At 31.1% G+C, this 14883-nt stretch carries 19 protein-coding genes; 15 read left to right on the forward strand and 4 right to left on the reverse strand.

The window, feature by feature from the left end:
* The first annotated feature begins 14 nt into the window (after positions 1-14).
* From miaA to RT412_RS04620, 5 genes are all read left to right on the forward strand, one after another.
* Positions 15-950, forward strand: a complete 936-nt coding sequence (gene miaA, locus RT412_RS04600) for a tRNA (adenosine(37)-N6)-dimethylallyltransferase MiaA (protein ID WP_313345663.1) — start codon at positions 15-17, stop codon at positions 948-950.
* Positions 951-966: 16 nt separating this feature from the next.
* Complete coding sequence (gene hfq / locus RT412_RS04605) at positions 967-1203, forward strand: RNA chaperone Hfq (protein WP_313345666.1); 237 nt, start codon at positions 967-969, stop codon at positions 1201-1203.
* Between the two features lie 3 nt (positions 1204-1206).
* A complete protein-coding gene (locus tag RT412_RS04610) occupies positions 1207-2508 on the forward strand; it encodes a methionine gamma-lyase family protein (protein WP_313345669.1) in 1302 nt (433 codons plus the stop codon).
* 34 nt (positions 2509-2542) lie between these two features.
* Positions 2543-2965, forward strand: a complete 423-nt coding sequence (locus tag RT412_RS04615; RefSeq protein ID WP_313345672.1) for a VOC family protein — start codon at positions 2543-2545, stop codon at positions 2963-2965.
* 495 nt (positions 2966-3460) lie between these two features.
* Complete coding sequence (locus RT412_RS04620) at positions 3461-4429, forward strand: helix-turn-helix transcriptional regulator (RefSeq protein WP_313345716.1); 969 nt, start codon at positions 3461-3463, stop codon at positions 4427-4429.
* Between the two features lie 125 nt (positions 4430-4554).
* Here RT412_RS04620 and RT412_RS04625 read toward each other — a convergent pair whose 3' ends face one another.
* Together RT412_RS04625 and lexA are read right to left on the reverse strand one after the other, a co-directional pair.
* Positions 4555-5004: a transposase gene (locus tag RT412_RS04625; protein ID WP_398438912.1), complete on the reverse strand. Its 450-nt coding sequence runs from the start codon at positions 5002-5004 to the stop codon at positions 4555-4557.
* A 363-nt stretch (positions 5005-5367) separates the two neighbouring features.
* A complete protein-coding gene (gene lexA / locus RT412_RS04630) occupies positions 5368-5991 on the reverse strand; it encodes a transcriptional repressor LexA (RefSeq protein ID WP_313345719.1) in 624 nt (207 codons plus the stop codon).
* 143 nt (positions 5992-6134) lie between these two features.
* Between lexA and RT412_RS04635 the strand changes: the two genes are divergently transcribed.
* Positions 6135-6443 carry a LysM peptidoglycan-binding domain-containing protein gene (locus RT412_RS04635; RefSeq protein WP_313345678.1) on the forward strand — a complete coding sequence of 103 codons (309 nt, stop codon included), beginning with the start codon at positions 6135-6137 and terminating at the stop codon, positions 6441-6443.
* Positions 6444-6816: 373 nt separating this feature from the next.
* Complete coding sequence (locus RT412_RS04640) at positions 6817-8715, forward strand: endonuclease MutS2 (RefSeq protein WP_313345680.1); 1899 nt, start codon at positions 6817-6819, stop codon at positions 8713-8715.
* A gap of 45 nt (positions 8716-8760) precedes the next feature.
* On the opposite strand, the gene RT412_RS04645 is transcribed toward RT412_RS04640, so the two are convergent.
* Both RT412_RS04645 and RT412_RS04650 read right to left on the reverse strand, forming a co-directional pair.
* Entirely contained in the window at positions 8761-9735 is a 975-nt protein-coding gene (locus RT412_RS04645; RefSeq protein WP_313345682.1) for a tyrosine recombinase XerC, read from the reverse strand.
* Between the two features lie 756 nt (positions 9736-10491).
* Positions 10492-10680 (reverse strand): helix-turn-helix transcriptional regulator, encoded by a 189-nt coding sequence (locus tag RT412_RS04650; protein ID WP_313345685.1) that lies wholly within the window; start codon positions 10678-10680, stop codon positions 10492-10494.
* A 195-nt stretch (positions 10681-10875) separates the two neighbouring features.
* Between RT412_RS04650 and RT412_RS04655 the strand changes: the two genes are divergently transcribed.
* The 8 genes from RT412_RS04655 (at position 10876) to RT412_RS04690 (ending at position 14327) form a co-directional block, all read left to right on the forward strand.
* Positions 10876-11046, forward strand: a complete 171-nt coding sequence (locus RT412_RS04655; RefSeq protein ID WP_313413102.1) for a hypothetical protein — start codon at positions 10876-10878, stop codon at positions 11044-11046.
* Between the two features lie 20 nt (positions 11047-11066).
* Positions 11067-11387, forward strand: a complete 321-nt coding sequence (locus RT412_RS04660; protein ID WP_313345688.1) for a hypothetical protein — start codon at positions 11067-11069, stop codon at positions 11385-11387.
* Positions 11388-11424: 37 nt separating this feature from the next.
* Entirely contained in the window at positions 11425-12588 is a 1164-nt protein-coding gene (locus RT412_RS04665) for a hypothetical protein (protein WP_313345690.1), read from the forward strand.
* Positions 12589-12592: 4 nt separating this feature from the next.
* Entirely contained in the window at positions 12593-12733 is a 141-nt protein-coding gene (locus tag RT412_RS04670) for a hypothetical protein (RefSeq protein WP_313345693.1), read from the forward strand.
* A gap of 222 nt (positions 12734-12955) precedes the next feature.
* Positions 12956-13213 carry a hypothetical protein gene (locus RT412_RS04675; protein ID WP_313345696.1) on the forward strand — a complete coding sequence of 86 codons (258 nt, stop codon included), beginning with the start codon at positions 12956-12958 and terminating at the stop codon, positions 13211-13213.
* Positions 13204-13365 (forward strand): hypothetical protein, encoded by a 162-nt coding sequence (locus RT412_RS04680; RefSeq protein WP_313345698.1) that lies wholly within the window; start codon positions 13204-13206, stop codon positions 13363-13365. Before RT412_RS04675 ends, RT412_RS04680 begins: the two co-directional genes overlap by 10 nt.
* A gap of 20 nt (positions 13366-13385) precedes the next feature.
* Entirely contained in the window at positions 13386-13565 is a 180-nt protein-coding gene (locus RT412_RS04685; RefSeq protein ID WP_313345701.1) for a hypothetical protein, read from the forward strand.
* 66 nt (positions 13566-13631) lie between these two features.
* Positions 13632-14327, forward strand: coding sequence for a zonular occludens toxin domain-containing protein (locus RT412_RS04690; protein WP_313345703.1), 696 nt, complete (start codon positions 13632-13634; stop codon positions 14325-14327).
* Positions 14328-14883: the final 556 nt, after the last annotated feature.

Genomic DNA, 14883 nt, shown 5'->3' on the forward strand with positions numbered 1-14883 from the left:
TAAAGGAAAAATAAATGAGTAATAAAATAGTCGTTATTGTAGGTCCTACCGCAGTCGGAAAAACTTATGTTTCGGTAGAACTTGCAAAAAAACTTAAAACTGAGGTAGTATCCGCTGATTCTATGCAGATTTATAAAGATATGGACATAGGAACAGCAAAGATTACAGATGGCGAAAAAAACGGTATCGAGCATCATATGATTGATCTTATAGATCCGAATGAAAACTACTCGGTATCGGATTTTAAAATTAAAGCTGAAGAAATAATCGATAATTTGCTTTTAAACGATAAAATTCCTATTATAGTCGGCGGAAGCGGGCTTTATGTAAATTCACTCATCTATGATTTGGATTTCGGAAATGCAAAATCGAATGAAAAAATCAGAGAGTACTATACCTATTATCATAAAGAACACGGAGAAGATAAACTTTATGAAAAACTTCAGAAAATTGACCCTGAAGCAGCTGAAAAAATACATAAAAACAACGTAAAAAGAGTTATACGCGCATTGGAATTCTATGATATAACCGGTTTTAAATTTTCTGAAATCAACACCGATATAAGAAAACCAAGCAAAAAATATGATTGTATTCTGATTGGGCTTAGTATGGACAGAAAGCAGCTTTATGAAAGAATAAATCAAAGAGTCGATAAAATGATTGATGAAGGACTTGTAGAAGAAATTAAATCATTACTGAATAAGGGTTATAACAAAGATTTAGTTTCCATGAAGGGGATTGGCTACAAGGAAATCATTGATTATCTTGACGGAAACATAAGCTTGGACGAATCAATCAGTATTCTGAAACGAAATACCAGAAGGTTTGCTAAACGTCAGTATACTTGGTTTCTAAGAGATGAAAAAGTAAAATGGTTTGATGTAAAAGATGTAAAGGATATTGACACAACTGTAGACAATATTTTTGAATATTTAAAAACTTTAATTTAAAAGGGGAGGATAAAAAATGAATAACATTAATTTGCAGGATTCTTTTTTAAACAACGTTAGAAGAGAAAAAATAACAATTACAATTTTCTTAAATAATGGCTACAAGCTTACGGGAACTGTTATCGGTTTTGATAATTATGTTGTATTCATCGAAACAGATAAAGGACAACAATTAGTATACAAACATGCCATTACATCTATTCTGCCTTTTAAACAGGTAAGATTATTTAATAACGAAACAGCAGGGGAGTAATAAATGTCAACAGAAGATATATTATGTAAACAGTTTGGCATCAGCAGAACTGTTTTTAATTATGTAACAAATATTGAAAAGGAAATTAAAGAAAAACATTTTGAAAGAATCGATAAAGTCAGAGAATATAATCAATATAAGGTGATAAGTGCCATGCAGGAGCACAAGCTTGATTATACTCACTTTTATTGGAATACCGGATATGGATACGATGATACGGGAAGAGAAAAGGCAGAAAAAATTTTCGCATCTGTTTTTCATACAGAGGATGCGTTAGTAAGACCATCCATTGCTTCAGGAACACATGCTTTATATCTTACATTATCGGCGCTGCTAAAGCATGGAGATGAAGTTATAGCAATATCAGGACGTCCATATGACACAATGCTTACAGTCCTTGGAGAGGAAGGAAATGAGCCTTGCAATTTAAAAGAGATGGGTGTTCTTTATAAGGAAGTACCTCTGATGGACAACGACATAGATTGGGAAAATGCAGTAAAAGCGGTTACTACCAATACAAAACTGTTAATGATTCAACGTTCAACCGGCTACAGCTTCAGACCTGCTCTTTCATTATCTAAAATCAGAAATGCAATAGAAAAAATAAGAGAAGTCTATCCTGATATTTATATAATGGTCGACAATTGCTACGGAGAATTTATAGAAGAAATTGAACCATCAGATATTGGTGCAGACGTTGTTGTCGGCTCATTAATTAAAAATCCAGGTGGCGGAATTGCCCTATCCGGCGGCTACGTAGCAGGGAAGAAGGTTATAATAGACAGAATTGCAAACCGTCTGACGGCTCCGGGAGTAGGGAAGGAAATAGGACTTACATACGGAACTACAAGAAATACATTGCAGGGATTATTTTTTGCTCCCCACATAGTTTCGGAAGCATTAAAGGGTGCATTACTCTTTGGAGGAGTTTTCAATTCTCTCGGTTTTGAAATTACGCCAACCATAGAAGACAACAGAAGTGACATTATACAAGCGATAAAATTTAACAACAAGGATATGGTTATTAAAATTTGCGAAGCAATTCAAGCTTCATCTCCGGTAGATGCACACGTATCACCGGTGCCATGGGATATGCCCGGATATACCAATGAAGTAATAATGGCTTCAGGCGCTTTCGTATCCGGCTCATCCATAGAGCTCAGTGCCGATGCTCCAATGAGACCACCATACATTGCCTATATTCAAGGCGGATTATTCTATGATCACGCTAAATTGGGAGTAATGCTGTCATTGGAAAAAATGATGGAATTTGAAGATATAAGAAATAAGATTAATTTATTGTAAATTCATAAAAATTAAAATAGCCGGAGGTAACAAGATGGTTACACCTTATATTACATTTGCAGGAAATTGCAGTGAGGCATTGGAGTTCTACAAGACCGCTTTTAATAGTAACATTCTGATGTCACAGTTATATGGGGATTATGTACCGGAGGGTGTTACTGCACCGCCGGCAAACTTGAAGAACTGGATTTTGCATGCCAAGATGAATATTTGTGATACAGTTTTTTGGTTTGCAGATGAAATAGCAGAACCCGTAACTAAAGGTAACATGATTAAATTAACTGCAAAAGTACCTTCAGCAAAAGAGGCACAAAAAATCTTTGATCTATTAAGTATTGATGCTCATATCACACTGCCGCCAACCGAAACATTTTACAGCTCATTCCATGCGGGACTTACTGATAAATACGGAATAAGCTGGAATATTGTTGCTGAGGAAGCTCCCATCAAGAGTTAAATATTATGAAAATTGAGATAGTAAAATATTAACGAATAGGTAGAACAGGGTATGGCTGACCATCCTATTGAAAAGAGGTAAAACTCTTTCAAAGGAGGTGAGGCCTATGTCTACATTTGAAGCACTAACATTAATTTAAATATAGTATAATAAATATAGGATAGATAGTTTAATATAATACTATGGATCCTATATTATTATTATTAGTTCTATAATAAGGTATATCAATCAAAAAACCATGAATTTAGAAGAATTAAATAATATTTTTAAATTGTAGACTTACTATTGTGTTGATAAAATATAATAGTAAGTCATTCCATATTTATGATATAATAACATTAAAATGATTCGAAATTGTATTTTGCTATGAAATAAGGAATAATATATATTTCGCACTGATAAATAGGAATTTGGTTATCTTTCGCAAGTGAAATCAAGCAACCTATTTTCCAGTTCTTTATAATTATTACATGGCAGTTGAAAGAAGGTGTAACGATGTACGAGTGGTACAAGAATGTTCAAAAAATTGTTGATGAGATAGACGGTTGCATTAAAAAGCAAAATGACGAAGCATTGACCTTAAAGTATCTTGCGCATAAGTTGGTCTATTCGGAATTCTATATTTCGAGAAAGTTTAAAGAAATCTCGGGTATGCAATTTAGAGATTATCTGCGTTATAGAAGGTTGGCTTTTGCACTGAAACAAGTTCGGGACACCGAATATGGTATTTTAGACATTGCTTTGAATTATGGTTTTTCTTCACATGAAGCTTTTACTCGTGCGTTCAAGGAAACATATGGTATTACTCCAAGTGAATACCGTCAAAATCCTATACCAGTCGTGCTTCGTACAATAATAAGGCCCTTTGACTGCTATCTTTTAGGAATTGGAGGAACTGGTATGTTAAAATCAGCAGAGGATGTAAAGACTTATTTTATTACGATTCCCACACATAAGTTTTTGCATATTAAGAACTATGAGAGTATTGGGTATTGGGACTTCTGGCAAAAGCAGAATCTCGTTCCAGGACAGGATTGTGAAACAATTTGTGGGTTACTGGATAGTATCAAGGGGAAATTAGATGATGTAGGTGGAAGTGAAGCGAATAGCGGCAGCGGTCAAATTATGGCATTTATAAATGAACCTACTGGTAGAATCTGTAGTTGGGGAATTCCACTTGCGGAATGTTATGGTGTACGTCTACCGCTTGATTATGATGGTGAAGCGCCCTCACAAATGCGTATGATTGATGTTCCAGAAGCGGAATATATTGTTTTTGAACATGGACCATTCGATTTTGAGACAGAAAACAGCAGCGTGGAGGAAAAAATCGAAAAGGCAATGAAAGAATTTGATTATTCTGCTACTGGTTATTGTCTCGATACTACCCCTGGCAGAGTGTTTTATTTCTATCATGATTGCACACGGTATTGGAAGTATATCAGACCTGTGCGGAAAGTGTAATATATCAACAAATTCCAATTTGTTGATTACTAATTATAGTGAGCAAATATAAGATTAAATTTATATTGTTTTTTATAAACTAAAAAAGAATATATCAAGGATAGATTTGAAAAATTTTTTTATATCTATTGTTGATGATAATATTCTTGTTTTGTTAATAAAGCATATATCATTCTTAGAAGTTTATTTGAACATGCGATCATTGCAACGTTATGGTGTTTTCCTTCTGACTTCTTTTTATAGTAATAATCACGAAATTCATCACATCGACTACTTTTTCTTAATTGGGCAGAAACAGCAATATATAGTGCTCTACGAAGATAATGGGATCCTCGTTTACTAATCTTATTCTGTGATGATTTAAACTTTCCAGATTGATAAACGCTTGGTTCTATTCCAGCAAATGCAATTAACTTCTTTGCAGAATCAAATTTATGTATATCTCCTATTTCAGACAATATAGTTGCAGCTAAATTGTCTCCTATACCTTGGTATAGAAAATAATATGTTGTAATCCTTTCTATGGCAAATGGATTCAGATATGTGATTCTGTAAAGAAAAATATTGCTGTTGATACTGTTCTAATAGCTCCGATAAGGTTAATAAAGAATGAATATGACTATCATATACATCCTGTTCAATTGGATACTTTAATGCTGCTTCTAATAACTGATTTAATTTATTATTTATTCTTAAAGCTTGTCTATTTTTAATGTTATAAATAAAACATAATCTATCTAAGATAGTTTATTAAATAATAAAAAAGGACATATCCTCGTGGATATATCCATAATGCTAAGTAATTACCCTGTGGCGCAGAGTAATTACATACTGATTTAAATTTACGATTTAGGTCAGTCATGCTCAGCCGACTACCTATTCTTTATCTTATGAATGTTATATCTTAATTATACAATAAATGAATATTAAATATTATATTAATATTTTCGAACAACAGCTTTTACAACACCTAATATATACGGATTTTTTACTAAGATAGGATCTAATAATTTATTCTCAGGCTGTAATCGAATATGATCCTTTTCCTTATAAAAAGTTTTAACTGTAGCTTCATCATCTATTAAAGCAACAACATAATCTCCGTTTTTTGCTGTATTCTGAGAGTTAACAATCACATAATCACCATCTAATATTCCGGCCTCAATCATACTTTCGCCTTTAACTTTTAATACATAAGATTCCTTATTACCAACAAAATCTATTGAAATAGGCAGAGTATCATCAACATTTTCAACTGCTAAAATCGGCTCTCCTGCAGTAACGGTTCCTATAATAGGAACATTTATAATTTCCTTTTTAGGCATACTGCTGCATATGTCATCAACATCGATCAATTCGAGCGCTCTTCTTTTATTATTTCCTTTTTTTATGTATCCTTTTTCTTCTAATGTATTAATATGGGCATGTACCGAAGAAGTAGAGCTTAACCCGACAGCCTGGCAGATTTCACGGATTGATGGAGGATAACCTCTGAGAGTCAATTCATTTTTTATGTACTTTAGTATTTTAATTTGCTTATCACTTAAGCCATCATATTTCATTGGTTCACCTCTTTTAGTTTTTCTATATTTTAACATACATCTAAAAATAAATCAAACATTTGTTTGAATTTTTTGCAAAAACTTGTTGACATCGAACTAATGTTCTGTTAAAATGAAAACAGAAAATTTGTTCGAGGTGGATTATGATAATATTTAATAAATACAGAATAACTAATATTAGCCGTTTTAAAAGATTTGTTTTTATGTCAGTATTATTTATTAGCATTATAATTTTTGCTTCAACTTTAACTATAAATGCATACTCCAAAGACATACCTCAGTTTAAATACATAAATGTAAAAGAAGGGGACACTCTATGGTCCATAGCTTCTGATTACGCAGACAATAGAGAAATAAGGCAAGTTATATATGAAATTTCTAAAGCAAATAATATTCATAATGCTTCAATTTATCCTGGAGATGTAATCAAAGTTCCTTTGACTGTGGAATGAACACATATTAAAGAGAGTTTTTCTTGACATTTATCATTGCAATTAATATAATAAAATTAATGGTAGATTTTAAGTAATTGTTAGGAGATTTTTATGTTAGAGAGTGTATCTGACCAATAGATTAAATTAATATATAATAAGCATTTAGGCTGTGATAACGAAAATGTCACGCTTGATTGATTTTGCTTATTATCATTGTCTATGGAAGATACAATCACACAAAACTATAATGCATTATATTATATAATGTATATTTCCTTATTAAGAAAATTTATAGCTGTGGAGATAATATCCGCAGCTATTTTTGTGCAACTATATAAATCTACCTATGTCTTCCATAGCTTATTTAAATTTAAATAAGAGAGGAACGAAAATGAATAATACAACTTTAACTAAATTACAATTTGAAGAATTAAAAAATATTGTAAAAGATTTTTGTGTAAGCAATCTTGGCAAGAATATGATTGATAAACTATTGCCTTCTTCAAATATTCAAACTGTAAAAAATAGGCTTCTTGAAACATCAGAAGGAAAATTCTTGCTCGAAAGCAGTATTGTTCCATTACAAGGTATAGTCAATATCGATAATATTATTATAAATATAGAAAAAGAAGCTATACTCAACCCAGAACAATTAAGAAATGTTTCTGATTTTCTAAGAGGATGCAGAAAAATAAAATTTTACATGAAAGATAAAGAATTTCATGCTCCAATATTAATGAGTTACAGTTGTTCAATAAAAGAACTTGAAAATGTTGAAGAAGAAATCAATAAATCAATTCATAATAATATTATCGACTCTAATGCAACAAAGGAGTTAAAAAGGATTAGAAGACTCATTGAAAACACAGAAATTAAAATAGAAGAAAAATTAGAAGGATTTTTAAAATCATCAAGCATCAAAACTTTTATTCAAGATTTTTTTATAACAAAAAGAAATGGCAGATATACTATACCAATTAAGTCATCCTACAAAAATCAGGTTGATGGAACTTTAGTGGATACTTCATCTACTGGATCAACTGTTTTTATTGAACCATCTATAGTGAGTAAATTGACATCCGAACTTATGGAACTAAAGGTAGAAGAGTCAAATGAAGAATATCAAATTTTGTGTTATTTAACTGGTTTAGTTCGCGAGTATATAAATGAATTTAAAACGAATGTAGAAGTTATAGGTTTATATGATATGATTTTAGCCAAAGCTAAATACAGCATATCAATAGGAGGCATTTCTCCGGATATTAATGATTATGGTTATATAAACATAATAAATGGACGACATCCATTGCTAAAAGCGAAAGTTGTACCTTTAAACTTTTCCGTAGGAAAGGATTTCAGAACACTTATTATAACAGGGCCTAATGCCGGCGGTAAGACTGTTGTGTTAAAAGCTGTTGGGTTATTTACATTAGCCGTGCAATCAGGTTTTCATGTGCCATGTGAAAAAGGAAGTGTTATTTCAGTATTTAGTAACATTTTTGTAGATATAGGCGATGATCAAAGCATTGAAAATGCATTGAGTACATTTTCTTCTCACATAAAAAATATTGCTGAAATAATTAGAAATGCAAATAAATCAACTCTTTTACTTTTTGATGAAATCGGAAGCGGAACTGAACCTAATGAAGGTGCTGCATTAGCTATTTCAATATTAGAAGAAGTATATCACAGGGGTGCTATAACTATTGCAACTACACATTACGGAGAAATTAAGAACTTTTCATTAAGACACAATGATTTTCAAAATGCTGCAATGCTTTTTAACAGTGATACTTTGGAACCATTATATAAATTATCAATTGGAGAATCAGGAAAGAGCAATGCATTATGGATTTCTAAAAAAATGGGTATTGATGAAAATGTGATACAAAGGGCAGAGCTTTATATTAATAATAAGGATTACAATTATACTTCTGTAAATAAAAATAAAATCAGAACTGAACAAATAAGTATAGAAAATACTTTATTTGAAAATGATAATTTTGAAATTGGCGATAAAGTATATTTAACAGAGTACAAAAAAAGTGGGTTAATTTACAAACCCAAAAACGAATATAATAATGTAACGGTTTTATCTGATAATAAATTTATTGAAGCGAATATAAGACAAATAAAATTGGAATTCAAAGCAGCCGAACTGTATCCTGAAGGTTATGATTTGAATTCATTATTTACAAGCTTTGCAGATAGAAAGTTAGAAAAGGATATTGCAAGAGGGTCAAAAAAGGCTCTCAAAAAATTGCAAAAAATAAGAAAAGAAAGACAATAATAAAATTATGTAGATTCCATGATTTCATTGAATCTACATAATTTTTTATGCTTCTGACTCTTCAATATTTAATGGATTTTGTTTAACGGCATCACGCAGCTGCTCCTTGTCAATATGTGTGTATATCTGTGTGGTTGAAACACTTTCATGTCCTAAAATTTCTTGCAGAGCACGTATATCCACATGACCATATTGATACATCAATGTTGCTGCAGTATGGCGAAGCTTATGAGGCGAATAATTCCTTACGGATAAGCCAGACTCTTTTAAATACTTATCAACCATATGCTGCACACCTTTTTGAGTAAAACGTGTTTTTCTGTTGCTGATAAAAAGAGCATTTTCATGACCCGGCTTTGCATCCGGACGAACCTCCAAATATTCTTCAATTGCCTTTACACAAACATCATTTAAATATATAGTTCGTTCCTTATTCCCTTTTCCAACAACGGTTAGTGTATCACCCTTGATTTTATCTATATTTATACCTATAAGTTCTGATAAACGAAGACCACAATTTAAAAATAATGTAATTATTGCATAATCACGTTTTTCATTAGAGCCGGAAATTGATGTTAATAAATTTTTTGATTCGCTTAAAGTTAATGCAACGGGAAGACGACTGCTTTTCTTTGGAGTTTCTAAATCCAAAGCAGGATTTTCAGGGATCAGTTTAACAATTGAGTATAAATATTTGAAAAACGAACGCAAACAGGCGATTTTACGAGCTTTGGTTCTATTTGAATTATTTCTTTCTCTATCTATATACGCAATAAAGGAATGAAGGTCCATTATTTTAATTTTTTTCAACGTATCAAGGGAGACGAGGTTAATATCAGTATTTTCAAAATCCTTAACCTTAGGGGATAGCTTAAACCTAATTACCAAAAATCTATAAAATGTTCTAAGGTCAAGATAATATTCACTTACAGTTTTTTCTGATCTGCCTTTGATGGATAATGAATACTCCAAAAAATCACTAAGCGGAGCAGGGCAGAGGTCATTATAATTTATAGTCACAATTTTCTCCTTAGTATAAAATGTCGCAAAATCTTCTTAATAAATTATATATAAATTTGTAAAAAAAGACAAGCTATTTTTAAATATGGTCGATTGGGTTTATCCTTTGTTAATTTTAATTCCGGCGTTCGTCACTTAGAATAAAACGAAGCATTTCAAAACAGAAAATATGTAATTTATATTTGGCTGCCGGTGAAAAATCTCCATTTGAAATCTATATCATGAACATCATCAAAATGTACTATATTTTTTAATAAATATATCTGTTAAGCTAATATGTATAGAATTATAAAATTTTACAAAATATTACAAGGTATATTGGGTCAAAGATTAAAATAACTTTCGTTAAAACGCATTTTAAAGCCTCGCAATTTTTGAAGATAATTATTATTTTAAGTTAGTGCAGGTTTAATACTATTTATTAAATTTTAGGAATAATCCAGTTATAAAATAATTAATATAATGGTATATAAAAAATTAAATATATTTATATTAAATTTTTTTATCACACATGAGGTTAATAAAAGCAATAAAATTATTAAGTATAAAAAAATATTTTTGCAATTGATGAAAAAAAGCTAAAAGTCACACAAATTCAATAACAGAGCCGATTTGGACCATCTGCGCCTTGTTTATTGGAGAATATGTCGCAAAATAGTTATTTTGCGACATAAAATATGTTTACCTCTTGCGAATTTACAAGAGGTTTTTTTTATTTTATTTTTCAACGTCTATTACTATTTTGCGACAAGGTTTTTAATCTTCTTTTTTTAGAATTTCTTCAACTTCTTTAATTCCGAATACTTTGTATATTCCTTTTAGACTGTCGAAGTTTGGTTTTGTTTCTCCTCGTTCGACTTTGCTTATTGCTGATTGTTGTACTCCTATTTTGTTGGCGAAATCTAATTGCGAAAGATTATGTTTTTCTCTTAATTCCTTGTACACAAAATTACCTCCTTTCTTTTTTCTCTTGACAATAGTCCCATGAGACTATATTATTATATTAGTCCTATAAGACTAATATACCCTTTATTTTCTTTATTTGGCTTATTAAAATAAAATTAATGATACATTATACCATTTAAGGTCAAAAATCGCAAATATCGCAATTTAAAGCTTCACAATTTATGGAGGTAAAATATGAGTGGTAACGATATAAAAATTTTAATTAATACAAAGTGTCCCCCCTGCTCTCACTTCATGGCATGCAAAATACAAGAAGGGTATAAAAAACTAATCTGTAATAGTGACATAAAGCAAAATGATTACGATAAGCTTAAAAATTGCTTATTTTATAGAGAATTAAAATAAAAATAAAAGGAGAATTAATTATGAAACAAAATGTGATTGTAACGTTTGTAAAGGGTTACCGTATGGAGAATGATTCAAAGACAGGCTATAATGAAGGAATTAGCATTCATTATTTGCTGACTGATAACTTGTCTCCTGTTGTAGGAAATGATGAGCGTGGCATTAGATTTTCAAAAAGTTCTATTTCTCTTGAAAAAGGAAAACAGATAATTAAAGTGCCCGGATTGTATGAGGCAGATTTTGAAATGAAATCAGATGCACAAGGTAAAATACTTCTAAAATTAAAGGATTTGGCTTATCTTTCGGAAGTTCAAACGTTGTATCCTGAAATTAAAAAATAAGGCATAGTTTCTATGCCTTTTTAAGTGGGGTGATATTGTGAAAAAAACTATTTTTATAGTATTGATGTTAGTTTGTTTGTTCAGTTTGCAAAATGTTCATGCAATTGTTTATAACGACGGACCTGAACCTGAAAACCCATACTATATGCATATTTTGTATTTGCAAGGACCGGACAGAACCGAACATGACGTTTGGGCTTACATTAAAGAAGATAGCGAATTTAAGTATATGGAAGAAGTCGTTGATTATTTCAGCGGTGATACTGTTAATAACTATAATTTATGGGGTGCAGATAGAGTTAATAGTTATATTACAACTTATGACAATGGCGGTAATCCTATAGATAGGACTGTACTGATTCCACGTGTTTATACACGTATAAGTTATGTTGATAGACAATACAGTACTGCTCAAATACGTCAAGCTTTAAATTTAAAAGAACCAATTGTTTGTCAAACTAATATAGCTGGTGTTATTCGGCATAATTCTACTTTTCAAATTTTAGAAAACACTATACCTATTCGGGATTTAGGTGGACAAACTATTGTATTTCCGGATGCAGTTGACCCGGAGTTTCCTTATGATGATAGGTTGTTTATAAGTCAACCACGCAATGGATTTGTGCAAAGTGGTAGCTATAATCAATGGGCTATAACTGTTGGATATCAGTTTCATCTTGAAGAGAATGAATTTATGGTGATGTCTGATTGGATAATAGAACCACATTCGGATACGATTAAGGGTTTAAATGTAATTTCTAACGATTTTTGGAATACAAAGATTGGACAAAATAAGTATATACAAGGTTACATGAAAGCTAATTATTCAGTTCCTTTAGCGGAAAATCAGCAGATATACTTTACAATGACTAATAAAAAAACAGGAGAAAAATTAACTTCAGAAGTATTTACATATCACAATTTAGTTGATTTTGTTGACGAAGATGGTGATGGTTTAGATGATAGGTCTGGTCTCAATGAGGAAATAGGCGGTAATCTTCCTGATTGGAATATGGGACAAGGTACTACTATTGGAGATATTACTATACCGGATATTTCAAATGTTGTTGAAAATATTAAGTCTTTTTTGTACCTGTTAATTGAACCTATTGCTTTAATGTTCCGAGGTGTCCCCGAATTGTATGCATTAATAATATTTGGCTTTGCTGTGGCTGTTATAAAGTTTGCGTTAGGTCGGTGATATTATGGAAAGATTAAGTGATTATAATGTTTATTGTAAATTTTTAGGTTGTACATGTTATGAATTTGATACAGATGTGTGTCATACATGCAAAATTAAATTAGATTATTTGGAAAAAAACAAAGGCAGTGATGAAAATGATTGAAGTTATAATATTTTACATACAGCAAATAGTTAATTTTATAAATAGTCTGCGCTATATAAAGGTTTTAGACACTAATGTGTCTTTGCTCGGTTTGTTTGTTACATTTTTAATAGTACAAGTTGTTTACAGTTTTGTATATAGGTTCTTTAGGATTGAAAGGAATATAGCAGTTAAGGATGTAAATAGGCGGTATTTTGGATTAAGAAAGAAGGTATTAAGTAGATGGAAGAAATAATAATAAATGAGATTGATTATACTCATATTCTTGAAGAAATACAGATTAATTCATATAACTTAAATCAACAGTTTAAGAAATTAAATGAGGAAATTTTGGTAGAAACTACATCACAGAGCGCTATATCTGTCATGGGACGTCTTGATAGGATGCAGAATACAATTGATGTTATGTTGCTATTATGTTCTATATATGTGATTTTGCAGTTCATAAAATTGAAAGGAGAATTTAGTCAATGGCATTAGATTTAGTTCGTATGTTGGTAGGACAAGTTCCTGAAGAGTTTGTAATGTTAGAATATGTTGCTGCAATAATTCTCGCTCTTTTTACAGTTAAATTTATATATGAAATGTTTATGTTTGTATTGAACTTGGTTTCCAAGTTGAATAATAAATAAAATCTAAGGAGAAAAGGAGAATGGAAGAAATGACGTTAACATCTTTATTGGCTGATATGGGTTCTATATTTACAGCTGTAACAGGTTATTTCGCTGATGTTATAGGAATGTTTGTAAGTCAACCCATACTATTATTAACCTTTGGAATATCGTTTGTTGCAATAGTTGTTCACATGGCTCGCGGTTTCTTAGGAAGATAATAAGTTTGAACATCCTTCCGAGCTTTAGCCGGAAGGATGTTTCTTTGTGAAAGGAGATTGTAAAAAATGATTAAATGTATATGTGGACTTCCCGGCTCCGGGAAGAATCAATATGCTACAAGTTTGGCGATTAGATATTTAAAAGCAGGTTATAAAGTTTATAGTAGTTATCCTATTAAGACTTATGTACGTAGTTTAGATCCGAAAAGGTTTTTTAAAAAGGTTCAAGTTCGTACTTTTGTTATGGATAAAGATAGATTTCTTTCAGGGCATTTCGAGCCCGGTTCTGTTCTTATTTTTGATGAAGCTTGGCTTGATTTCTTTAATATGGATTGGAAATCTGTTGATAAAGATGAACTTAAAAAATATAATGGTTCTCGACATCTTGGTATTAATCTTTATTATGTTACTCAATCCCCACACCGTATAATACCTTATTTACGTGATGTTACAGATTCCTTCATGTGGATAGAAAGAAAATTACTATTTAACAAGATAACAGAATACTATGAGATAGAAAACGTCGGTAAGTTAGTTGGTGAAGATATAGGACAATTAAGCCCGAGACTTGTCAAACAATCTATTTATTTCCGTAAAAAGCATATAATGACTTCTTATGATGATTCTTATCTGAAGGATAAGGTTATTCTGGACAATTCATTTGATGAAGCTTATGAACCATTTACAGTTGAGTATAGAGGTCTTATAAAACGATTTAGAAAAGCATTTAAGCGAAAGCTTGATTTTTACAAGAATGTATGAAACGTATCTTATTAAATTAATAAGGTGGATGGCTGTTTGCTTTCCGCCTAATCTTTCCTTTTAAAAGTTTAAAAATTCGTTCCGGGTCTCAGGCTGATAACCCAGCGTAATCGTAACGTAACAATAATGTTAACCTTTAAATACATTTGATAATCTATTTGAAGCGGATGGAGCTCTGTTTAAATTTGTCGAAGTGTTAAGCTTACCTTGGCTCTTTATAGGGGGTTTGGGGGACTTCCCCCATTTTAATTAAATATAGTTAGGAACTAACTATACCTTCACTTTCCTATTTTGAATCGCATTTGTTTCCTTTATTATTTTTTTTTAAACCGTTTATGCGTTCAAAATGTTAGGAAAGTGCCCTCTTTTAAAATCTTTCGTGTTCTCGTTGGCATGGTTTATGCAATACTTGACTTAGTATCGTTATTTACTCAGAGGTTTGATGTTAATATTTAAATTTAATTTTTATTTTATTTATTTACTATTAGTAAAGTTTGACAGCTGTTTATGCTAATCTAAAAATAGGTCAGCTGGCTCATCGAAAACTAGGTCAATA

The sequence above is a fragment of the Sedimentibacter sp. genome, from assembly GCF_032080165.1.
Lineage (GTDB): Bacteria > Bacillota > Clostridia > Tissierellales > Sedimentibacteraceae > Sedimentibacter.

Coding starts and splice junctions, on each gene's coding strand:
- lexA (WP_313345719.1), bottom strand. CDS start 5,991: ATGAAATATGATGGCTTAAGTGATAAGCAAATTAAAATACTAAAGTAC.
- RT412_RS04620 (WP_313345716.1), top strand. CDS start 3,461: ATGTACGAGTGGTACAAGAATGTTCAAAAAATTGTTGATGAGATAGAC.
- RT412_RS04635 (WP_313345678.1), top strand. CDS start 6,135: ATGATAATATTTAATAAATACAGAATAACTAATATTAGCCGTTTTAAA.
- RT412_RS04680 (WP_313345698.1), top strand. CDS start 13,204: ATGGCATTAGATTTAGTTCGTATGTTGGTAGGACAAGTTCCTGAAGAG.
- hfq (WP_313345666.1), top strand. CDS start 967: ATGAATAACATTAATTTGCAGGATTCTTTTTTAAACAACGTTAGAAGA.
- RT412_RS04685 (WP_313345701.1), top strand. CDS start 13,386: ATGGAAGAAATGACGTTAACATCTTTATTGGCTGATATGGGTTCTATA.
- RT412_RS04660 (WP_313345688.1), top strand. CDS start 11,067: ATGAAACAAAATGTGATTGTAACGTTTGTAAAGGGTTACCGTATGGAG.
- RT412_RS04640 (WP_313345680.1), top strand. CDS start 6,817: ATGAATAATACAACTTTAACTAAATTACAATTTGAAGAATTAAAAAAT.
- RT412_RS04675 (WP_313345696.1), top strand. CDS start 12,956: ATGGAAGAAATAATAATAAATGAGATTGATTATACTCATATTCTTGAA.
- RT412_RS04670 (WP_313345693.1), top strand. CDS start 12,593: ATGGAAAGATTAAGTGATTATAATGTTTATTGTAAATTTTTAGGTTGT.
- RT412_RS04690 (WP_313345703.1), top strand. CDS start 13,632: ATGATTAAATGTATATGTGGACTTCCCGGCTCCGGGAAGAATCAATAT.
- RT412_RS04655 (WP_313413102.1), top strand. CDS start 10,876: ATGAGTGGTAACGATATAAAAATTTTAATTAATACAAAGTGTCCCCCC.
- RT412_RS04615 (WP_313345672.1), top strand. CDS start 2,543: ATGGTTACACCTTATATTACATTTGCAGGAAATTGCAGTGAGGCATTG.
- miaA (WP_313345663.1), top strand. CDS start 15: ATGAGTAATAAAATAGTCGTTATTGTAGGTCCTACCGCAGTCGGAAAA.
- RT412_RS04610 (WP_313345669.1), top strand. CDS start 1,207: ATGTCAACAGAAGATATATTATGTAAACAGTTTGGCATCAGCAGAACT.